The sequence below is a fragment of the Variovorax sp. M-6 genome (genome assembly GCF_052114385.1).
Classification (GTDB): Bacteria; Pseudomonadota; Gammaproteobacteria; order Burkholderiales; family Burkholderiaceae_C; genus Variovorax.
Genome location: NZ_JBFREQ010000032.1, coordinates 37,562 through 56,057, shown reverse-complemented (window position 1 = coordinate 56,057; position 18,496 = coordinate 37,562). Strand labels below are relative to the sequence as shown.

At 69.5% G+C, this 18,496-nt stretch carries 21 protein-coding genes; 5 read left to right on the top strand and 16 right to left on the bottom strand.

What is annotated here, in order from left to right:
* Positions 1-71 precede the first annotated feature (71 nt).
* Genes rng through AB4Z46_RS28045 form a run of 8 tightly spaced genes read right to left on the bottom strand, consistent with a single transcriptional unit; the run spans position 72 to position 6,919 of the window.
* Entirely contained in the window at positions 72-1,598 is a 1,527-nt protein-coding gene (gene rng / locus AB4Z46_RS28080) for a ribonuclease G (RefSeq protein ID WP_442286837.1), read from the bottom strand.
* Between the two features lie 6 nt (positions 1,599-1,604).
* Complete coding sequence (locus AB4Z46_RS28075; RefSeq protein WP_442286836.1) at positions 1,605-2,210, bottom strand: Maf family protein; 606 nt, start codon at positions 2,208-2,210, stop codon at positions 1,605-1,607.
* Positions 2,207-2,674 carry a 23S rRNA (pseudouridine(1915)-N(3))-methyltransferase RlmH gene (gene rlmH / locus AB4Z46_RS28070; RefSeq protein WP_076997156.1) on the bottom strand — a complete coding sequence of 156 codons (468 nt, stop codon included), beginning with the start codon at positions 2,672-2,674 and terminating at the stop codon, positions 2,207-2,209. The genes AB4Z46_RS28075 and rlmH overlap by 4 nt, the downstream gene beginning before the upstream one ends.
* The gene (rsfS, locus tag AB4Z46_RS28065) at positions 2,671-3,336 is read right to left on the bottom strand and encodes a ribosome silencing factor (protein ID WP_442286835.1); all 666 of its coding nucleotides are present in this window, start codon (positions 3,334-3,336) and stop codon (positions 2,671-2,673) included. The genes rlmH and rsfS overlap by 4 nt, the downstream gene beginning before the upstream one ends.
* A complete protein-coding gene (nadD, locus tag AB4Z46_RS28060) occupies positions 3,336-3,956 on the bottom strand; it encodes a nicotinate (nicotinamide) nucleotide adenylyltransferase (RefSeq protein ID WP_442286834.1) in 621 nt (206 codons plus the stop codon). The genes rsfS and nadD overlap by 1 nt, the downstream gene beginning before the upstream one ends.
* On the bottom strand, positions 3,947-4,873 hold the full coding sequence (gene hemF / locus AB4Z46_RS28055) for an oxygen-dependent coproporphyrinogen oxidase (RefSeq protein ID WP_442286833.1): 927 nt from the start codon (positions 4,871-4,873) through the stop codon (positions 3,947-3,949). The genes nadD and hemF overlap by 10 nt, the downstream gene beginning before the upstream one ends.
* The gene (gene purD / locus AB4Z46_RS28050) at positions 4,873-6,168 is read right to left on the bottom strand and encodes a phosphoribosylamine--glycine ligase (RefSeq protein WP_442286832.1); all 1,296 of its coding nucleotides are present in this window, start codon (positions 6,166-6,168) and stop codon (positions 4,873-4,875) included. Before purD ends, hemF begins: the two co-directional genes overlap by 1 nt.
* Positions 6,169-6,193: 25 nt before the next feature.
* On the bottom strand, positions 6,194-6,919 hold the full coding sequence (locus tag AB4Z46_RS28045) for a YebC/PmpR family DNA-binding transcriptional regulator (RefSeq protein ID WP_442286831.1): 726 nt from the start codon (positions 6,917-6,919) through the stop codon (positions 6,194-6,196).
* A gap of 158 nt (positions 6,920-7,077) precedes the next feature.
* Between AB4Z46_RS28045 and AB4Z46_RS28040 the strand changes: the two genes are divergently transcribed.
* The 5 genes from AB4Z46_RS28040 to AB4Z46_RS28020 are packed head-to-tail and all read left to right on the top strand — an operon-like array spanning position 7,078 to position 11,377.
* The gene (locus AB4Z46_RS28040; protein ID WP_442286830.1) at positions 7,078-8,439 is read left to right on the top strand and encodes an NAD(P)/FAD-dependent oxidoreductase; all 1,362 of its coding nucleotides are present in this window, start codon (positions 7,078-7,080) and stop codon (positions 8,437-8,439) included.
* A complete protein-coding gene (locus AB4Z46_RS28035) occupies positions 8,436-9,467 on the top strand; it encodes a chorismate transformation enzyme, FkbO/Hyg5 family (RefSeq protein ID WP_442286829.1) in 1,032 nt (343 codons plus the stop codon). The genes AB4Z46_RS28040 and AB4Z46_RS28035 overlap by 4 nt, the downstream gene beginning before the upstream one ends.
* A gap of 15 nt (positions 9,468-9,482) precedes the next feature.
* The gene (locus AB4Z46_RS28030; RefSeq protein ID WP_442286828.1) at positions 9,483-10,280 is read left to right on the top strand and encodes a lysophospholipid acyltransferase family protein; all 798 of its coding nucleotides are present in this window, start codon (positions 9,483-9,485) and stop codon (positions 10,278-10,280) included.
* Positions 10,247-11,023 carry a glycosyltransferase family 2 protein gene (locus AB4Z46_RS28025; RefSeq protein ID WP_442286827.1) on the top strand — a complete coding sequence of 259 codons (777 nt, stop codon included), beginning with the start codon at positions 10,247-10,249 and terminating at the stop codon, positions 11,021-11,023. The genes AB4Z46_RS28030 and AB4Z46_RS28025 overlap by 34 nt, the downstream gene beginning before the upstream one ends.
* A 48-nt stretch (positions 11,024-11,071) precedes the next feature.
* The gene (locus AB4Z46_RS28020; RefSeq protein WP_442286826.1) at positions 11,072-11,377 is read left to right on the top strand and encodes a hypothetical protein; all 306 of its coding nucleotides are present in this window, start codon (positions 11,072-11,074) and stop codon (positions 11,375-11,377) included.
* Between the two features lie 24 nt (positions 11,378-11,401).
* Here AB4Z46_RS28020 and AB4Z46_RS28015 read toward each other — a convergent pair whose 3' ends face one another.
* From AB4Z46_RS28015 to AB4Z46_RS27980, 8 genes are read right to left on the bottom strand one after another with little or no spacing between them, the layout of a single operon-like run.
* Positions 11,402-11,707, bottom strand: coding sequence for an NIPSNAP family protein (locus tag AB4Z46_RS28015; protein ID WP_442286825.1), 306 nt, complete (start codon positions 11,705-11,707; stop codon positions 11,402-11,404).
* Positions 11,708-11,723: 16 nt separating this feature from the next.
* Positions 11,724-12,455, bottom strand: a complete 732-nt coding sequence (fabG, locus tag AB4Z46_RS28010; RefSeq protein WP_442286824.1) for a 3-oxoacyl-ACP reductase FabG — start codon at positions 12,453-12,455, stop codon at positions 11,724-11,726.
* Positions 12,452-12,919 (bottom strand): hydroxymyristoyl-ACP dehydratase, encoded by a 468-nt coding sequence (locus tag AB4Z46_RS28005; protein WP_442286823.1) that lies wholly within the window; start codon positions 12,917-12,919, stop codon positions 12,452-12,454. Before AB4Z46_RS28005 ends, fabG begins: the two co-directional genes overlap by 4 nt.
* The gene (locus AB4Z46_RS28000) at positions 12,916-13,665 is read right to left on the bottom strand and encodes a class I SAM-dependent DNA methyltransferase (protein ID WP_442286822.1); all 750 of its coding nucleotides are present in this window, start codon (positions 13,663-13,665) and stop codon (positions 12,916-12,918) included. Before AB4Z46_RS28000 ends, AB4Z46_RS28005 begins: the two co-directional genes overlap by 4 nt.
* Positions 13,662-14,507, bottom strand: coding sequence for a polysaccharide deacetylase family protein (locus AB4Z46_RS27995; RefSeq protein ID WP_442286821.1), 846 nt, complete (start codon positions 14,505-14,507; stop codon positions 13,662-13,664). The genes AB4Z46_RS28000 and AB4Z46_RS27995 overlap by 4 nt, the downstream gene beginning before the upstream one ends.
* Positions 14,507-16,897, bottom strand: coding sequence for an MMPL family transporter (locus tag AB4Z46_RS27990; RefSeq protein WP_442286820.1), 2,391 nt, complete (start codon positions 16,895-16,897; stop codon positions 14,507-14,509). Before AB4Z46_RS27990 ends, AB4Z46_RS27995 begins: the two co-directional genes overlap by 1 nt.
* Positions 16,894-17,514: a LolA-related protein gene (locus tag AB4Z46_RS27985; protein WP_442286862.1), complete on the bottom strand. Its 621-nt coding sequence runs from the start codon at positions 17,512-17,514 to the stop codon at positions 16,894-16,896. Before AB4Z46_RS27985 ends, AB4Z46_RS27990 begins: the two co-directional genes overlap by 4 nt.
* Complete coding sequence (locus tag AB4Z46_RS27980) at positions 17,504-18,484, bottom strand: acyl-CoA synthetase (RefSeq protein ID WP_442286819.1); 981 nt, start codon at positions 18,482-18,484, stop codon at positions 17,504-17,506. Before AB4Z46_RS27980 ends, AB4Z46_RS27985 begins: the two co-directional genes overlap by 11 nt.
* Positions 18,485-18,496 lie beyond the last annotated feature (12 nt).

The window sequence follows — 18,496 nt, the reverse complement described above, 5'->3', positions numbered from 1 at the left end:
CGGGCCGCCGGTGTTGCCCCCGGCAGGGGGTGGGCGCCCCGACACGAAGTGCGGGGCAACCTGGGGGCGAGCTAAAGCAGCACGATGTCGTACTGGCCTTGCCCCATCGCGGGCTCGGCTTGCAACGAGATGGGTTTTCCGATGAAGTCGCTCAAACCCGCGAGATGCTGGCTCTCCTCGTCGAGGAACAGCTCGATCACCTGCGGCGACGAGACGATGCGGAACTCGCGCGGCGTGAACTGGCGCGCCTCGCGCAATATTTCGCGCAGCACGTCGTAGGCCACGCTGCGCGCGGTCTTCACGATGCCCTGCCCGTTGCAGGCCAGGCACGGCTCGCACAGCATGTGGGCCAGCGATTCGCGCGTGCGCTTGCGCGTCATTTCCACCAGCCCCAGCTGCGAGAAGCCGCCCGCGGTGGTCTTCACGCGGTCGCGCGCCAACTGCTTGCGGAACTCGGCCAGCACCTGCTCGCGATGGTCGTCGCGCGCCATGTCGATGAAGTCGACGATCACGATGCCGCCCAGGTTGCGCAGCCGCAGCTGACGCGCAATGGCCTGCGCCGCCTCCAGGTTGGTCTTGAAGATCGTGTCGTCGAAGTTGCGCGCGCCGACGAAGCCGCCGGTGTTGACGTCGACCGTGGTCAGGGCCTCGGTCTGGTCGACCACCAGGTAGCCGCCGGACTTCAGGTCGACCCGGCGGCCGAGTGCCTTGGCGATCTCCTCGTCGATCGAATAGAGGTCGAAGATCGGCCGCTCGCCCTTGTAGAGCTGCAGCTTGCCGGCCGCCTGCGGCATGAACTCGAGACCGAACTTGAGCAGCGACTCGAACTGCTCGCGCGAGTCGATGCGGATCGTCTGCGTGTCCTCGCTGGTCATGTCGCGCAGCACACGCTGCAGCAGGCTCAGGTCCTGGTGCAGCAGCGACATCGGTGGCATCCGCACCGACAGCTCGCGGATGCGGGTCCAGGTCTTGCGCAGGTAGGCGATGTCCTCGGCCAGCTCGGCGTCGCTCGAATCCTCGCCGTTGGTGCGCAGGATGAAACCGCCGGTGTTGGCGGGCACGACGCCGCCGCTGTCGGCCGCGGCCGCCGCCTCGATCAGAGCCTGCATGCGGCTGCGCAGCGCATCGCGCAGGTCGGGCGGGATCTTCTGCGAGACGCCGATGTGGTTGTCCTGCGGCAGGAACACCAGCAGCCGTCCGGCGATGCTGATCTGGGTCGACAGGCGCGCGCCCTTGGTGCCGATCGGGTCCTTGATCACCTGCACCAGCAGCGACTGGCCCTCGAACACCTGCTTCTCGATCGGCACCATGGCGCCGCCGTTGCGGTGGTCGCGCTCGGGCGTCGGGGTGCTCGGCCGCGAGCCCGGGGTGAACGGCGCCACGATGTCGGCCACGTGCAGGAAGGCGGTGCGGTCCAGGCCGATGTCGATGAAGGCCGACTGCATGCCCGGCAGCACGCGCGACACCTTGCCCAGGTAGATGTTGCCGACCAGGCCGCGCTCCAGCGTGCGCTCCACATGGAGCTCCTGCACCGCGCCGTGCTCGACCAGCGCGACGCGGGTCTCCTGGGGGGACCAGTTGATCAGGATGTCTTGCATGTTTTTCTAGGTCTCGAAGCCGGCCTGGCGAAGCAGCTCGGCAGTCTCGAACATCGGGAGGCCCATGATGCCCGAATGCGAGCCGCTGATGTGTTCGATGAAGGTCGCGGCCCGGCCCTGGATGGCATAGGCGCCGGCTTTGCCGAGCGGCTCGCCGCTGGCGACATAGGCGGCGAGCTGCGGCGCGGCGAGCGCGGCAAAGCGCACATGCGAGACGTTGAGCGCGGCCTGCCGCCGGCCGCCGTGCTGCAGCGCGATCGCGGTCATGACGCGGTGGGTCCGGCCCGACAGCAGTTGGAGCATGCGAACGGCATCGGGGCCATCTTCCGGCTTGCCGAGGATCGTGCGGCCGATCGCCACGGTGGTGTCGGCGCAGAGGATCGGTGCCGGCGGCAGGGCGCGGCGCTCGCGCCGCGCCACCGCGGCGTCGAGCTTCAGCGCCGTGACCCGCTGCACGTAGGCCGTCGGCGATTCGCCCGGCAGCACGGCTTCGAGCGACTCGGCGTCTTCGTCGGCCGAGGCCAGCAGCAACTCGTGGCGCACGCCGATCTGCGCCAGCAACTGCGCCCGGCGCGGGCTCTGCGACGCCAGGTAGATGAACCCTGTGCTCATTCGCGGTGGTACGGATGGCCGGCATTGACCGACCACGCGCGGTACAGCTGCTCGACGAGCAGCACGCGCGCCATCGCATGCGGCAGCGTGAGATCGGACAGACGGATGCGCTCGTGCGCGGCGGCCTTGAATGCGGGGTCGAGGCCGTCGGGCCCGCCGATCACCAGCGCGACGTCGTCGCCCTCGCCTTGCCAGGCCTGCAGGCGGGCAGCCAGCGCCTTGGTGGTCAGCGCGGTGCCGCGCTCGTCGAGGGCGACGATGCGCATGCCCTTGGCGATCGCGGCCTCGATGCGCTCGCGCTCGGCCGCATAGAGGGTTTCGAGGGTCTTGGAGCCGCGCGGCTCGGTCTTGACCGCGCGCAGTTCGAGCTTGAGCTCGGGCGGAAAGCGCTTGGCGTAGTCGTCCCAGGCGGTCTGCGCCCAGTCGGGCATGCGCTGCCCGACCGCGACCACCAGCAGCTTCATGACCTCGGAGAGGTCGTCTTGCGTGCGGCCTTCTTCGCTGCGGGCGCGGCCTTCTTCGCAGCCGCCTTCTTGGCCGGTGCCTTGTTGACCACCACCGTCTTCACCGCGGTCTTCGGCGCCGCGGTCTTGCGGGCGGCCGTCTTCTTCGCCGCGGGCTTCTGCTTCTCGAGCTTGGCAGCCTGCTCGGCGGAGCGGATGGCCGTCTTCGCCGCGCTGGAGCGGCGCAGCGACGTGGTGGCCTTCTTCGCGGCAGGCGCCTTCTCTTCCGTGGCCTGGGGCACGGCGGGCTTGGCGGCACCGAGCTTGGTGCGCACCGGCTTGTCGCCCCAGATCTCCTCGAGGTGGTAGTAGCGGCGGATGGCCGGCTGCATGATGTGCGCCACGGCCGCGCCGCAGTCCACGATGATCCATTCGCCGTTGGCCTCGCCCTCGACCCGCGGCTTGTTGAAGCCGGCGTCTCGCACCGCATCGCGCACGCTGGCGGCGAGCGCCTTGGTCTGGCGGTTGGAGGTGCCCGAGGCGACGATCACGCGCTCGAACAGGGGGGAGAGATGTTCCGTGTCGAAGACCTGGATGTCCTGCGCCTTGACGTCCTCGAGGCCGTCGATGATGGCCCGCTGGAGTTTCTGGGTGTCTTTTTTGGCGGCGGCTTCAGTGGTCATCAGGCGGATCGGTAGAGATGGTGTTTGTCAATATAGCGTGCAACCGCCGGCGGAACCAGACCATCGAGGCCATCGGCACGCACAGCGCGCGCCCGGATATCGGTCGCGCTGGTGTCCATGGGCTGGAGATCGAGGGGTTCGAAACGCGCGCCGGACGGGAGAGATGGCAGGACTGAAGGGTCGAATCGACCGCTGGCGCCCGTGGCTGCTTCGCGATTTGCTACGGAAATTATAGCAATCGAAAGAATTTGCTCCCAGCCGTGCCAGCGCGGCAGCGACAGGGCCTGGTCGGCGCCCATGATCAGCACGAGTTGGACCGCAGGCTGTTCCTGCTGCAGTTCGCGCAGGGTGTCGAGCGTGTAGGTCGGTCCGGGGCGCAGGATCTCGCGGGCATCGACCACGACGCGGGCGATGCCTTCGAAGGCCAGCCGCGCCATCGCGAGGCGGTGCTCGGCGGCACTCAACGCGCGGTCCTTGTGCCAGGCCTGCCCGGTCGGAAAGATGCGCAACTCGGCCAGGTCCAATTGCATCAGGGCGGCCTGCACCAGGGCCACGTGCGCGTTGTGGGGCGGGTCGAAGGCACCGCCGAACACACCGACGCGCGGGCGGGTCAGAGCCATTCGCGCCGCACGATGAAGTCGCTGTAGAGCGCCGCCTCGGGACTGCCAGGCTCGGGCTGCCGGCGGTAGGCCCAGCTGGCCAGCGGAGGCATCGACAGCAGGATCGATTCGGTGCGCCCGCCCGACTGCAGGCCGAAGTGCGTGCCGCGGTCCCACACCAGGTTGAACTCGACGTAGCGCCCGCGCCGGTAGAGCTGGAAGCCACGCTCGCGCTCGCCATAGGGCGTGTCGCGCCGCCGCTCGACGATCGGCAGGTAGGCCGGCAGGAAGGCATCGCCGACCGAGCGCAGCATGGCGAAGCTCTGCTCGAAGCCCGGCTCGGAGAAGTCGTCGAAGAAGATGCCGCCGACGCCGCGCTGCTCGTTGCGGTGCTTCAGCGTGAAGTAGTCGTCGCACCAGGTCTTGAAGCGCGGGTACTTGTCGTCGCCGAAGGGGACCAGCGCGTCGCGGCAGCTGCGGTGGAAATGGACCGCATCCTCCTCGAAGCCGTAGCAGGGCGTGAGGTCCATGCCGCCGCCGAACCAGCACACGGGCGCCGCGTCCTGCGGCAGCGCGGCCAGCATCCGCACGTTCATGTGAACGATCGGCACATAGGGATTGCGCGGATGGAACACCAGCGACACGCCCATCGCCTCGAAGGGCGCGCCGGCCAACTCGGGCCGGTGCTGGGTCGCCGAGGGTGGCAGCCGCGGGCCACGCACCTGCGAGAAACCGCAGCCGGCGCGCTCGAACAAGGCGCCGCCTTCGAGGATGCAGGTCAGGCCGCTGCCCTGCAGCGGCTCGCCGGGCTCCTTCTGCCAGGTGTCGCGCACGCAGCGTCCGCCGTCGGCGGCCTCGATCGCGGCGACGATGCGCTGCTGCAGGCCGCGCAGGTAGTCCGCCACCGCCTCCGGCCGGGTGTCCTGGGCGCTTTGCATCAAGCCTGCGGCGAGCGCGCATGGACCGCGCGGTGGCCGATGTCCTTGCGGTACTGGGCGCCGTCGAACTGGATGCGCGCCGCGACTGCGTAGGCGCGCTGCTGTGCCAGCTTGACGCTGTCGGCCAGCACGGTCACGCAGAGCACGCGCCCGCCGCTGGTGACGAGTTCGCCGTTGTCGAGCGCGGTGCCGGCATGGAACACGACGGCATCGGGCGCCTCGGGCGGAATGCCCGTGATGCGATCGCCCTTGCGCGGCGCCAGCGGATAGCCGTGCGCGGCCATCACGACGCCGAGGGCGACGCGCCGGTCCCACTCGAGTTCGACCTGGTCGAGCGTGCCGTCGGTCGCATGCCAGAAGACTTCGAACAGGTCGGACTTGAGCCGCAGCATGATCGGCTGGGTCTCGGGGTCGCCCATGCGGCAGTTGAACTCGAGCGTCTTGGGATGCCCCTTGCCGTCGATCATGAGGCCGGCGTACAGGAAGCCCGTGTACGGAATGCCGTCCTTCTCCATGCCACGGATGGTCGGCAGGATGATCTCGCGCATCGCCCGCGCGTGCACCTCGGCGGTCACCACCGGCGCGGGCGAGTAGGCGCCCATGCCGCCGGTGTTCGGCCCCTGATCGTCATCGAGCAGACGCTTGTGGTCCTGGCTGGTGGCCAGCGCGGTCACGTTCTTGCCGTCGCACAGCACGATGAAGCTGGCCTCTTCGCCCGAAAGGAACTCCTCGATCACCACGCGCGCGCCGCCCTCGTTGTGGGAGACGCCGAACTTGTTGTCCAGCAGCATGAAGTCGATCGCCTCATGCGCCTCGGCCAAGGTGGTCGCGACCACCACGCCCTTGCCGGCCGCCAGGCCGTCGGCCTTGACCACGATCGGCGCACCCTTGGCGTCGACATAGGCATGCGCCGCCGCGGCATCGGTGAAGGCCTCGTACTCGGCGGTCGGGATGGCGTGCCGCTTCATGAAGGCCTTGGAGAAGGCCTTGGAGCTCTCGAGCTGCGCCGCCGCCTGGGTCGGCCCGAAGATGCGCAGGCCGTGGGCGCGGAACTCGTCGACCACGCCGGCGGCCAACGGCGCTTCGGGGCCGACCACGGTCAGCCCGATCTTTTCCTTCTGGGCCCAGGCGCGCAGATCCGCGGGTGCGGAGATGTCCACGCATTCGTAGCGCGTGTCGGAGCGCGTGCCGCCGTTGCCGGGCGCCACGTAGACCCGGCTGACCCGGTCCGACTGTGCCAGCCGCCACGCCAGGGCGTGCTCGCGGCCGCCGCCCCCAATCACCAGTACCTTCATTCGCGGGCTTTCGTTCGCCGGGCCGTCATTCGGACAGCGCGGCGTTGTGGTAGACATCCTGCACGTCGTCCAGGTCTTCCAGGACGTCGAGCAGCTTCTGCATGCGGGCGGCTTCCTCACCGGCGAGTTCGACCGTGTTCTCGGCCCGCATCGTGACCTCGGCGATCTCGGGCTTGAGGCCGGCCGCCTCGAGCGCGTTCTTGACGGCTTCGAAATCGCCGACCGCGGTCAGGACCTCGATCGCGCCGTCGTCGTCGCTGACAACGTCTTCGGCACCGGCCTCGAGCGCCACTTCCATCACCTTGTCCTCGCTGGTGCCGGGTCCGAAGACGAGCTGGCCGCAGTGCTTGAACTGGAATGCCACCGAGCCTTCGGTACCCATGTTGCCGCCGTGCTTCGAAAAGGCATGGCGCACCTCGGCGACCGTGCGCACGCGGTTGTCGGTCATGGTGTCGACGATGATCGCGGCGCCGCCGATGCCGTAGCCCTCGTAGCGGATTTCCTCGTAGTTGACGCCCTCGAGATTGCCGGTGGCCTTGTCGATGTTGCGCTTGATCGTGTCGATCGGCAGGTTGACCGCCTTGGCTTTCTCGACCGCCAGCCGCAGCCGCGGGTTGGCGCCGAGGTCGCCGCCGCCGGTGCGTGCGGCTACCATGATTTCACGGATGGCGCGGGTCCAGAGCTTGCCGCGCTTTTCGTCCTGACGGCCCTTCCGGTGCTGAATGTTCGCCCATTTGCTGTGTCCGGCCATGGCTCTATCTCTCGCAATCTTGTGTTTTCAAACCAGACAGCGAGTTTACTGTCCGGCGGCCGCAACTGCCGGGCCCGGACTACAGGAGCGCCGATGCCTTTTTGGGATAATCCGCCGCTGATGCGCCCACTGCGCGACCCACTTCCCCACCCAAGCGCATGAACATCCCCCCGCCGATCCCCGAATCCGCTTCGCCCTTGCAGGAAATCTGCGATGTGCTCGTGATCGGCGGCGGTCCGGCCGGCGCCACGGCCGCCGCCCTCCTCGCCCGGCAGGGCCGCCGGGTCGTGATGATCGAGAAGGCGCACCACCCGCGCTTCCACATCGGCGAATCGCTGCTGCCGGCCAATGTCGCGCTGTTCGACAAGCTCGGGCTGCGCGACGAGCTCGAGCGAATCGGCATGCCCAAGTGGGGCGTGGAATTCGTCTCGCCGGACCATGATCACCCCACCCGGCTCGAGTTCTCCGAGGCCTGGGACAAGACCATGCCCTACGCCTGGCAGGTGCGGCGCTCCGAGATGGACGAGATCCTGTTCCGCCATGCCGCCGCCCAGGGCGCCGAGGCGCTGGAAGGCTGCCGCGTGCGCGAGGTCAGCTTTGACGCCGATGGCGCCGACGTCCAGGCGGTGCAGGACGACGGCACCCGGCGCCACTGGCGCGCGCGCTTCGTGATCGACGCCTCCGGTCGGGACACCTTCCTGTCCAACAAGCTCAAGGCCAAGCAGAAGAACCCGAAGCACAACAGTTCGGCGCTGTTCGGCCACTTCACCAATGCCGAGCGGGCGCCGGGCAAGCTCGAGGGCAACATCACGATCTTCTGGTTCCAGCACGGCTGGTTCTGGTACATCCCGCTGGCCGACGGCAGCACCAGCGTCGGCGCCGTCTGCTGGCCCTACTACCTGAAGTCGCGCAAGAAACCGCTGAAGGAATTCTTCGCCGACACCCTGGCGCTGTGCGAGCCGCTCGTGCAGCGCCTGAAGGACGCCACGCTGGTCGACGATGCGGTCTATGCCACCGGCAACTACTCCTACACCAGCACCCATTGCAGCGGCGAGCGCTACCTGATGCTGGGCGACGCCTACGCCTTCATCGACCCGGTGTTCTCCTCGGGCGTGTACCTGGCGATGCACAGCGCCTTCGTCGGCGCCGAGGTGGTCGCCGCCGCCCTTGACCAGCCGGCCAAGGCCGCGGCCGAGCGGCGCCGCTTCGAGGCGGAGATGCGCAAGGGGCCGCGCGAGTTCTCCTGGTTCATCTTCCGCGTGACCAATCCGACGATGCGAGAGTTCTTCATGTATCCCTCGAACCCGATGCGCGTCAAGGAAGCGCTGATGTCGCTGCTGGCCGGCGACATCTACGGCAAGACACCCATCTGGCGCTCGCTGCGGGTGCTGAAGACCCTGTACTTCGCGGTCAGCGCCGCCCATCCGCGCCGCACCTGGGATGCCTGGCGGCGGCGCCGCCGCAACATCCGCGACCTCGGGCCGCTCGCCGGCGAGAACATCCTCGAGGCCCGCCAATGACCGCACGCCTTCCCCTCGACGCACCGCCCCTGCGCGTGCAGCGCCTCAGCCTCGAAGGCAGCCTGGCCCTCGCCGCTGGCCGCCCCTCGCCCTTCGGTGCGCTCGGCTATGGCACCCCCGACGGCCTGGCCTGGATGCCGACCGTGAATGCGCGCGTGCTGTCCGGCGGCGCCGCGATGGCCGATGTCTGGCACGCCAGCGAGCATGTGGAGTCCGGCACCACGGGCGTGGTGCGCTGGCGCTGCGACGGCCACTGGATGCTCGGCGCCATCGACCTCGACGAAAGCGTCGAACGCAGCGGCGTCGCGGCACTGGCGGAACGCGCGTACCGCGACCTCTTCACTGCGCTCGACGAGACCGGCTGCACGCATCTGCTGCGAATCTGGAACTACCTGCCGCAGATCAACGGCGATGGCGGCGGGCTCGAGCGCTACCGCCAGTTCAATGCCGGCCGGCAGCAGGCCTTCGTCGACGCCGGCCAGGCCGCCTTCGACGGCGCCCCGGCCGCCTGCGCGCTCGGCATCCACCAGGGCGCGCTCAGCATCCGCTTCCTGGCCGGTCGCACCGCCCCGCTCGCGGTCGAGAACCCGCGCCAGGTCTCCGCCTACCGCTACCCGCCGAGCTACGGCCCGCGCGCGCCGACCTTCTCGCGCGCCGCGCTGGCCGAGGTCGGCGGCGGCGACATCGCGCTCTTCATCTCGGGCACCGCCAGCATCGTCGGCCACGAGACCGTGCATGTGGGCGAGCTGCTGCCGCAGGTGCAGGAGACGCTGCGCAATCTCGGCGCGGTGATCGCGGCGGCCAACGCGCGCACCAGCGCCACCTTCGATCTGGCGGCGCTGGACTGCGTGGTGTACGTGCGTCACGCCGCCGACGCCGCGCGGGTGCGCCAGGCGCTCGAGGAGGCGCTGGGCCCGCAGGCCCACACGGTGAGCCACGCGATCTACCTCGAAGCCGACATTTGCCGCCAGGATCTGCTGGTGGAAATCGAGGCCCATTCGGTCGCACGCGGCGCACTGCGCGCCTGACGATCCGGGCGTTCCATGAACCGGCTGCTTCGCCTGGGACTCTCGATCCCTTTCGCGCTGCCGCTGTACGCGCTGCTGGTGCTGCTCGGCACCATCTCGCTGGCCTGGAACCTGGTCGCGATGCTGCTCTACCCATTGCTGCCGCCGGCCACCGGGCGTGCGCTCGGCCGCAGCGTCATCGCGCGCGCCTACCGCTTCTTCTGGGCGGCCGCCTCGTTCAGCGGCATGATGCGCATCGACGCCGACTGCCTCGACGCCCTGCGCGACGAGCGCGGCCTGATCTTCGTGGCCAACCATCCGACCATGCTCGATGCCCTGCTGCTGGTAGCGCGCCTGCCGCGCAGCGCCTGCATCATGAAGGCCGACCTGATGCGCAACGTCTTCCTGGGCGCCGGCGCCCGGCTGGCGCGCTACATCCGCAACGACTCGGCCCGCACCATGGTGCGACTCGCCGTCGACGACCTCAGGAACGGCGGCCAGTTGGTGATCTTCCCGGAAGGCACGCGCACCGTGACGCCGCCGCTCAATGCCTTCAGGCCGGGCGTCACGCTGATCGCCAAGCTGGCGCAGGCGCCGATCCAGACCGTCTTCATCGACACCGATTCGCCCTATCTGGGCAAGGGCTGGCCCTTGTGGCGCGTGCCGCCGCTGCCGATCGTGTTCAGGCTGCGCCTGGGCCAGCGCTTCGCGCCGTCGCAGGACAGCAATGCGCTGCTGCAGCAGATCGAGCATTACTTTCGCCAATCCATGGAACAGCGCGCCCCCGACGCGCAGCCCGAATGCCAGACGTCTCGCGCACCCACCTTGTCCTGATCCCGAGCTACAACACAGGAGAACGCCTGTTCTCCACGGTCAAGGCGGCACGCGCGCAATGGAACCCGGTGTGGGTGGTGGTGGACGGCAGCACCGACGGCACCGGCGAGCGCCTGCAGCAGATCGCCGAGCAAGACCCCGGGCTGCGCGTCTGGCTGCTGCCGCACAACCAGGGCAAGGGCGCGGCGGTGCTGCATGGTCTGCGGGCCGCACAACAGGCCGGCTACACCCATGCGCTGACGATGGACTCCGACGGGCAGCACCCGGCGGACCTGATCCCGGCCTTCATGCAGGCCTCGCGGGCGCGTCCCGAAACCATGGTGCTGGGCCGTCCCGTCTTCGATGCCAGCGCCCCGCTGCTGCGCGTGCGCGGCCGCCGCGTCTCCAACGGCTGGACCCAGCTCGAAACCCTGTTCGCGGGCGTCGGCGATTCGCTCTACGGCTTTCGCGTGTACCCGGTGGCCGACCTGATCGCGGTGATGGCGCGGCAGCCATGGATGCGGCGCTTCGACTTCGACACCGAGGCGGTGGTGCGCCTCGCCTGGCGCGGCGTCAAGCCGGTCAACATCGATGCGCCGGTGAAATACCTGACGGCGGAAGAAGGCGGCGTGTCCCACTTCCGCTATGTGCGCGACAACCTGCTCTTGAGCTGGATGCACGCGCGGCTGATGCTGGAGTTCGTGCTGCGCCTGCCCGGGTTGTCATGGCGGAAGGCGCGCAGGGCACCGCCGTTTCAGCCTTGAGCCCCAAGGGCGCTGGACGGCGCCGGTGCGCGGTCCTATCATCCTCTCGTGAATACCTTGCGCCTACTGATTTGCCTCGCCGGGATCGCGGCCACCCAGTTCGTCTTTGCCGATCAGGTGAATCATTGCAAGGATTCCTATGGTCGCGTCACCATGACGGAGCGGCCTTGCGGAGATCCCGCGACGGAGCGAAACCAGCGGCAGCCGCCGCAGATCGCCGTCGATCAGATCCAGGCCGAGGACATTTTCCGCGCGCGCGCACTGAGTCGCGAGGGCCGGCCGCCAGCGTCACCTGAACTCATCGACAGCCGCGGCATTCCGCAGGATCCGGGTACGAGCGGGGCCTCTCGGTGATCTTGAAGACCCACCTCGCCGGATTTATTTGAATACAGGCCTGAAGAAATTGCGTTCGTAGCTCAGGATGCAGCGAGTGTCCTGCGCATACTTGAACGCGGCCTGGCACTCCATGTCGGTGGCGGACAACGCGCGATATTCCTCGTACGCCGCGAGGCTCGGGAACGTGAACATGGCGAGCGCGATGTTGTTCGCGCCTTCCGACGGCAAGAAGTAGCCGTGATGCTGCCCTCCGAACTTCTCGACCAGAGGAATCCAGAGCTTGCCGTAGTGCTCGAATTCCTCGAGCTTGAACGGGTCGATGACATAGCGCAGATAGCAGGTGACCATGGTCGTTCCTAAAGGCTTAGATCATTCCGCCATTGATCGAGATCACCTGCCCCGTGATGTAGGCCGCCTCGTCGCTCGCCAGGAAACCGGCCAGCGACGCAACCTCTTCAGGCGTCCCCGCGCGCTTCGCAGGCACCATCTGGTTGATCATTGCCGCGTCGAACACCCCATCGGCCATCGGCGACGCGATGATCCCCGGCGCGATCGCATTCACGGTCACGCCACGCGCCGCGACTTCCAGCGACAGCGCCTTGGTCGCACTGTTGAGGCCGCCCTTGGCCGCCGCGTAGTTGACCTGCCCGCGATTGCCCGTGAGCGAAGCGACCGACGAAACATTGAGAATCCGCCCCCAGCGCGTGCGCAGCATCGGCAGCAGCAAAGGCTGCGTCACGCGGAAGAAGCCATTGAGTGAGACGTCGATCACCTTGTGCCATTGCTCCGGCCGCATGCCCGGCAGCACCGCGTCGTCGTGCACGCCGGCGTTGTTCACGATGACCTGCACCGGCCCGCCTTCGAGCAGGCGTTGGCAGGCCGCCTGCGCGGCCTCGTCGCTGCGCAGGTCGAAGACCACGCATTCGGCCTTGCCGCCCGCCGCGGCAATGGTGGCGGCAAGCTGCTCGACCGACTCGGGCCGCGAGTTGGCGTGCAGCAGCACGGTGGCGCCGTCGCGCGCCAGGCGCTGCGCGATCGCGGCGCCCAGTGCGCCGCTGGCGCCGGTGATCAGGGCGCGTTTTCCGGTGAGACTCATGCGTTGGTTTCCATGGCAAGCGGGGTGTTCAACACGACGACGGCGCGGCCCTCGGCCAGCGCCCGGCCGGCCGCGTCGCTGACTGTGAATTCGTAGAGGATCTGGCTCACGTCGCCCGTGAGCCGCCGGGCATGCACCTGCAGTTCGCCGGCGATGTCGTCGATGCGCTCGACGCCCAGGCGCACGTTGCGCGCACTGGCGAGAAAGCCGGCAGACGGCTCGCTGCCTTCCGCCGCCAGCAGCCCGCCGTGCAGCGCCATCGCCTGCGCGGCGTACTCGATCAGGTTCGGCGACAGCAGGCCCGAGGCAGTGCGCAGCGGGTTGTCCGGATGCGCATGCGTGGCCGTCGTGCAATGGATGGCGTGCTCGTCCCAGGAGGCGAGCCGCTCCAGCAGGCACATGCTGCCGCTGTGCGGAATGCGCCGCGCGATGCCGGCGCGGTCGAGGGTCTGGGGTGCTGTCATTCGATTTCCTTGATGTCGGCCACCAGCAGCACATTGGCAAAGGGCGTGCCCTCGCTCATCGGAATGCTGCGGACCGTGAACCCCAGACGCCGCAGCAGCAGCATCCAGTCGTCGAGCGGGCGGCCCCAGGTCGGCGACACGCGATGGCCGCGAATGCGCGTCACGGTGCGGTCGACCCACTGGCTGATCGCGAAGCCCCGGCGGCTGGCGGCGTCGCCGACGCGCAGCAGCAGGCGCCCGCCCGGCTGCAGGGCCTCGCGCACGCGGCGCAGCACGCCTTCCTGGGCTTCGAGGTCGACGTAGTGCAGCACGTCGAGGATCACGACCAGGTCGCTGGGCGGCAGCTCGGCCTTGCACATGTCGGCGCAGACGAATTTCGGGGCGGGACGAATATGGCCGATCGAGGCCTGGGCGCGCGCCACGTCCTTCGGCATCAGCTCGATGCCGGTATAGCGAATCGCTGCCGGGGCCGCGCCCCACGACGCGGGCCACGCGCCGGGCCGCGACTGCATCGCACCCAGGGTCGAAAGAAGACTTGCGAACAGGCCCTGCCCGCAGCCGATGTCCACCACGCGGCGCCGGTGCGCGCCGATCAGGCCGCGTTCGATCAAACCGCGAAAGACCGGATCGCGGCCCAGCTTGCCGCGCGCGAAATGCCAGGCGAATCGACCGGCCTTTCGGTATGGTGCGGTCGCGTGTTCGTGCACTTGCCGCCATGCGGCGTCGGTGGACACAGGGTTACTCATGCAGCCAGGGCCTCGGGCAGTGTGACGGCGCGCAGGCCGTTGGTTCGAATTCTTGCGAGCAGCGGCGGCAGCACGTCCAGCACCACGGCGCGGCCGTCGGCGGTGCGCGCGGCATGGCCGTCGTGCAGCAGAAGGATGTCGCCGGCCCGCAGGTCGCGCGCGAGACGTGCCAGCACGGTGGCCGCATGGCCTTCGCGGGTGTCGAAGCCACGCCGCGTCCAGCTGACCAGCGACAGCCCCATGCGATGCAGCACCGGCGCCAGGAAGGGATTGCGCAGGCCCGCGGGCGCGCGAAAGCAGGTCGGCCGCAGCCCGGTCACGTCGCACAGCACCTGCTGCGCGCGCGAGATCTCGGCCTCGAAGCCGCGCGGCCCCAGCAACGAGAAGTTGTGGCGATGGCTCGCCGTATGGTTCTGGATGCTGTGGCCGCGGGCCACGATCTCGCGCGCCAGCGCCGGATGCGCGGCCACGCGCTCGGCGATGCAGAAAAAGGTGGCCCGCTGCCCGTGGGCGTCCAGCAGGTCGAGCACCTGCGGCGTGACTTCCGGGTCGGGTCCGTCGTCGATGGTGATCGCCACCTCGCGCCGCGCCACCGCGGCCGGCGGCAGCCGCGTGAGGTTCTGCCCCAGCAGGCTGCTGCGCGGTGCCAGGCCGGCGGCGGTGATCAGCACATGGTTCAGCACGATGGCGGCGACGGCCCACGGCAGCGCGCCCGGCACCGCCACCGCGGCGCCGAGGGCCAGCAGGTGCAAGCCGACGCTGGCACGCACCATCGGCGGCCAGGACCAGGATTCGGGATGCGGAGGTGCAACTGCTTGCGGCATGGCGCCGGATTCTCCCATCAGCGGCGATCCCCTTGCGCCGGGGCGGCCGTGCGCGCGAAGGCGGCCGACAGCATCAGGGCCAGCAACGCGCCGGGCGCAACCACGCGGCCGATCGAGGACAGGGCCGGGATGTCTGAGATCGCGATCAGTCCGAAGGAGACCACGGTCGTCAGGTTGGCCAGCATCAGCGAGGCCAGCGTGTCCTCGTCGGCGCGCCCGGTCTCGCGCAGTTGATCGAAGAACAGCGCGTAGTTCGACCCCACCGCCACGATCAGCAGCAAGCCGACCAGGTGCAGGATGCCGAGCGGCACGTGCAGCGCGGCCATGCCGCCGAGCGTGAGCACCACCGCGACCACCAGCGGCAGGCAGACCGCCAGCAGGCGGCGTCCGGAGCGCAGCCAGGCGCCCAGCAGCAGCACCACCGCCAGCGCACCCAGCATCACCTGCATGAAGGCCTCGCGCAGGTAGCGCTTGTAGAGCCCGGAGAGTTCGTCGCCGACATTGACGACCTGCACGTCCGGCAACCCCTCGAGTGCGGCGGCCAGCCGCGCGGAATCGAAGCCGCGGCCGGGATGCAGCGAGATCAGCGTCGACCAGCCGCCGGCGGAACGCTCGAACATCAGCGCGCCGACCACCGCGTCGAGTGGACCGCCCTGCAGATCGGCGCGCCGGATCATCGGCTGCGTCCTCGCCGCCTGGACGTCGGCGATGAAGGGTTCGAGGCGCGAGGCCGACAGTGGCAGGCCCTGCGTCGCTTCGGCCAGGCGGCCGCGCAGGGTAGCCGCATCCGGCAGGCTTGCGATGCGCGCCGCCTGGGCCGCCTCGCTGGGCAGCACGCGGGTGACGGTCTCGAAACCGGCGAGCTCGCCCTTGTCGACCAGGGCATCGAGGCGCTCGCCCGCGGCTTCCGTGCTGCGCAGGGTCGACTGCGCGTCCGCGCCATGGACCACGACCAGGGTTCCGCCGTCGCTGGCGCCGATGTCGTTTCGCAACTCGGCATCGAGCGCCTGCATGGCCTTGGGCACCGGGCTCATGGCGCCGAGGTCGGCCCGCCACAGATAGCCGCCTTGCCACAGCACCAGCACCAGCGCCGCCGCGCCCAGGCCCGTGAGCAGCCAGCGCAGGCGCGGCAGGCCGCGGACCAGGAAGCCCGCCAGCTGGGCCATCTGGCGCCGCATGCCCATGCCGGTGGCACCGTCCGGCGCGAGCACCGGCAGCACGTGGCGAGCCACCAGCGCGGCCGCGACGAGACCCGCGATCGAGAACACGCCGAGCTGCGCCAGGCCCGGGAAACCCGAGAAGACCAGCGCCGCGAACCCGCAGACCGAGGTCAGCAGGCCGAGCCGCACCGTCGGCCAATGAATGTCGCGCCAGCGCTGCCAGCCGGTGCCCGCCACAGCGGCGCCGCGGGCCTGGATCAGGTAGTAGATCGCGTAGTCGACCGTCTCGCCGATCAGCGTGCTGCCGAAACCCATCGTCAGGCCGTGCACGCCGCCGAAGACCAGGCTCACCGCCGCCGTGCCGCCCACGACGCCGGTGGCGACCGGCAGCAATGCGATCACCAGCGCCCGCGGCGAGGCGAAGGCCAGCAGCAGCAAGACGCCCATGACGATCCCGCCGACCACTGCCAGGTGCACCGCCTCGGTCTTGATCTGGTCGCGGCTTTGTACCGAGAACACCGGGGCGCCGGTCATCGCGAGGGTCGGGCCGGCCCCGGCCATCTCGCGGGTGGCGGCATCGAAGGCGCCCTGCACGCGCGCGATCGCCTGGGCGATGGCGTCGAGATCGCTGCCCGCCGCATGCGTGGTGGCCAGGAGCAGCGCCCGCGGCGCGCTGCGCGACGCCCACACGCCCTCCTCGCTGCGCGGCGAACTCGCGGGAATCAGGCCCTCGGCGATGCGCTGGGTCTCGCCGGTCGGGTCGCGCTCCAGCAACGGCTTGAGGGCGTTGCCCGCCGGGGTGCCGAGCATCGACAGGCTGTCGACGATCGCATCGCGCAGGCCCGCGGCGGTGAAGCGCTCGGGCTTCACATCGGGCCCCAGCAGGTAGCGGTGGTCGAAGACCCAGGCGCCGGTGTCCTTCCAGTCGCTGGCGTCGCCGTTCTGGACCAGGTCGAAGAGCTTGCTCTGGCGCATCGCGTCCGCCACCGCGCGCGAGACCTGCGCGCGCTGCGCCGCATCCTTGCCGTCCTCGATGCCGATGAAGATCGTGCGCGAGGCGATGCCGCTTTGCAGTTGCTCGATCAGCACCTGCTGGCGCGCGTCCGGGCTGGCCGGCAGGAAGGCCGAGAGATCGGCGCTGAAATGCGTGCGCGCGATCAGCGCAATGCCGGCGACCAGCGCCAGCAGCCAGAGGCCGAGGACCAGCGCCGCCCGGCGGCGCCCGGGTGCGGCCGCGGCTCGTGTCACGGAGTGGAACGCACGGGCGTCGCGGCCGCCGCGCCGGCGCCGCGTTCGGGCGTGATGCTCATCACCGAGCGGTCGCCGCCGATGAACTCCATGTCGATGCCCAGCACCTCGCCGCCGCGCCCGCTCAGGCGCATCGAGCGCACCTGTGCGGCCAGGCGCGGGTCGATCGGCTGCAGATCCAGGGTCCAGCCGTTGGCGGAGCCCGACAGCGAGCTGCGGAAGTAGCGCTGCAGGCTCTGGGCATTGCCGCTCAGCGTGCCACGCATGGCCTCGACCATGCCGAGCAGCTCGGGCATGCTGTCCAGCGCCAGCGTGCGGGTGCGGCCGCTGCGCGACAGGGTCAGGGTGTTGCCTTCGACGCTCATCGTCTCGGGCCGCGGCGACAGCGTGCGACGCGTCAGGCGGTCCGGCGCGGTGAAGCTCAGCACGCCGCTGGCGTCCAGCGGGCCCTCGAGGCCATGCACGAAGCGCTGCTCGGTGAAGCGGGCCTCCCCGCTCTTCTGCTGCGCCAGCAGGCCCATCAGTTCAGGCAGATCGAAGGCCCAGGCGGACGAAGGCCACAGAACGGACAGGGCCAGGGCCGCCAGCAGCCCCCTGCCCCAGCGGTCAATGCGCATCTTCAAGCCAGAAATCATGGAAATTGAACCAGTTGTACGGGTAGGCGCGGCACAGCGCCTCGAGCCGCGCCACATAGCTTTCGAGCGCGGCACGAATGCGCCGTTCCCGCTCGGCGGGATCGTTCACGCGCTCGCTGAAGTCGGCCAGTGGCTCGAACAGCACATCGTAGCGGGCGCCGCCCGCGTAGAGGCCGGCCATGAAGAAGACCTTGCGGCGCAGCAAGGCCGCCAGCCGGAACGGCCCGTCGTTGAAGAGGGCCGGCTGGCCGAGAAAGGAGACCTCGATGCTGCTGCCGCGTTGCTGCCCGGCTTCCTCGGGCCCGGCCAGCGTACGGTCGGCCAGGAGCCCGGCGAGGCCGCCGGAATCGAGCCAGTCGCGCAGCGCGAGCATCGAGTGCGGCCGGCCCAGCGCGATGATGTGCGGCCGCAGTTCGGGCAGGCTGATGGCATTGAGCACCGCGTTGATCTGCTGCGCGTTGTCGGGATACATCAGCATCGCGGGACGCAGGTCGGCCGGCGACGCGGCGCGGTGCTTGCAGGCACCCAGCGCCTCGAAGCTGCCGACGTGGGCGCCGAGCATGAAGGCGCCGCGGCCCGCCCGGACCTCGGCCTCGACCGGCGCATTGCCGTAGACCCGGATGTCGAACAGGTCCATGCGGCCGCGCAGGAAATAGAGCCGGTCCAGCACGGTCGAGGCAAAGGCATGCAGCAGCCGGTAGCCATCGCTCCAGCCGGCCTGGGGGCCGATGGCCCGGAACAGATAGCGCTTGATGTGGCGTCGCTGGGTCGGCGAGAACAGCAGGAAATAGACCGAGATCGGGTGCAGGATCAGTCGCGTCAGCGGTCGTCCGCACAGGATGGCGATCCCGCTGATGATCTTGAGCGCCAGGATGTTGCTGCGCTCGGGCGCGCGCGACCACTCGGCCTGGCGCGACTTGGCATCGCCGGGCTCCGGCGGCGAACCGCTCATCGGACACCTTTG

Bases quoted from the DNA above. Each gene is read 5' to 3' on its own strand.
- rng (WP_442286837.1), bottom strand. From the start codon at position 1,598: ATGCAAGACATCCTGATCAACTGGTCCCCCCAGGAGACCCGCGTCGCG.
- AB4Z46_RS28075 (WP_442286836.1), bottom strand. From the start codon at position 2,210: ATGAGCACAGGGTTCATCTACCTGGCGTCGCAGAGCCCGCGCCGGGCG.
- rlmH (WP_076997156.1), bottom strand. From the start codon at position 2,674: ATGAAGCTGCTGGTGGTCGCGGTCGGGCAGCGCATGCCCGACTGGGCG.
- rsfS (WP_442286835.1), bottom strand. From the start codon at position 3,336: ATGACCACTGAAGCCGCCGCCAAAAAAGACACCCAGAAACTCCAGCGG.
- nadD (WP_442286834.1), bottom strand. From the start codon at position 3,956: ATGGCTCTGACCCGCCCGCGCGTCGGTGTGTTCGGCGGTGCCTTCGAC.
- hemF (WP_442286833.1), bottom strand. From the start codon at position 4,873: ATGCAAAGCGCCCAGGACACCCGGCCGGAGGCGGTGGCGGACTACCTG.
- purD (WP_442286832.1), bottom strand. From the start codon at position 6,168: ATGAAGGTACTGGTGATTGGGGGCGGCGGCCGCGAGCACGCCCTGGCG.
- AB4Z46_RS28045 (WP_442286831.1), bottom strand. From the start codon at position 6,919: ATGGCCGGACACAGCAAATGGGCGAACATTCAGCACCGGAAGGGCCGT.
- AB4Z46_RS28040 (WP_442286830.1), top strand. From the start codon at position 7,078: ATGAACATCCCCCCGCCGATCCCCGAATCCGCTTCGCCCTTGCAGGAA.
- AB4Z46_RS28035 (WP_442286829.1), top strand. From the start codon at position 8,436: ATGACCGCACGCCTTCCCCTCGACGCACCGCCCCTGCGCGTGCAGCGC.
- AB4Z46_RS28030 (WP_442286828.1), top strand. From the start codon at position 9,483: ATGAACCGGCTGCTTCGCCTGGGACTCTCGATCCCTTTCGCGCTGCCG.
- AB4Z46_RS28025 (WP_442286827.1), top strand. From the start codon at position 10,247: ATGCCAGACGTCTCGCGCACCCACCTTGTCCTGATCCCGAGCTACAAC.
- AB4Z46_RS28015 (WP_442286825.1), bottom strand. From the start codon at position 11,707: ATGGTCACCTGCTATCTGCGCTATGTCATCGACCCGTTCAAGCTCGAG.
- fabG (WP_442286824.1), bottom strand. From the start codon at position 12,455: ATGAGTCTCACCGGAAAACGCGCCCTGATCACCGGCGCCAGCGGCGCA.
- AB4Z46_RS28005 (WP_442286823.1), bottom strand. From the start codon at position 12,919: ATGACAGCACCCCAGACCCTCGACCGCGCCGGCATCGCGCGGCGCATT.
- AB4Z46_RS28000 (WP_442286822.1), bottom strand. From the start codon at position 13,665: ATGAGTAACCCTGTGTCCACCGACGCCGCATGGCGGCAAGTGCACGAA.
- AB4Z46_RS27995 (WP_442286821.1), bottom strand. From the start codon at position 14,507: ATGGGAGAATCCGGCGCCATGCCGCAAGCAGTTGCACCTCCGCATCCC.
- AB4Z46_RS27985 (WP_442286862.1), bottom strand. From the start codon at position 17,514: ATGCGCATTGACCGCTGGGGCAGGGGGCTGCTGGCGGCCCTGGCCCTG.
- AB4Z46_RS27980 (WP_442286819.1), bottom strand. From the start codon at position 18,484: ATGAGCGGTTCGCCGCCGGAGCCCGGCGATGCCAAGTCGCGCCAGGCC.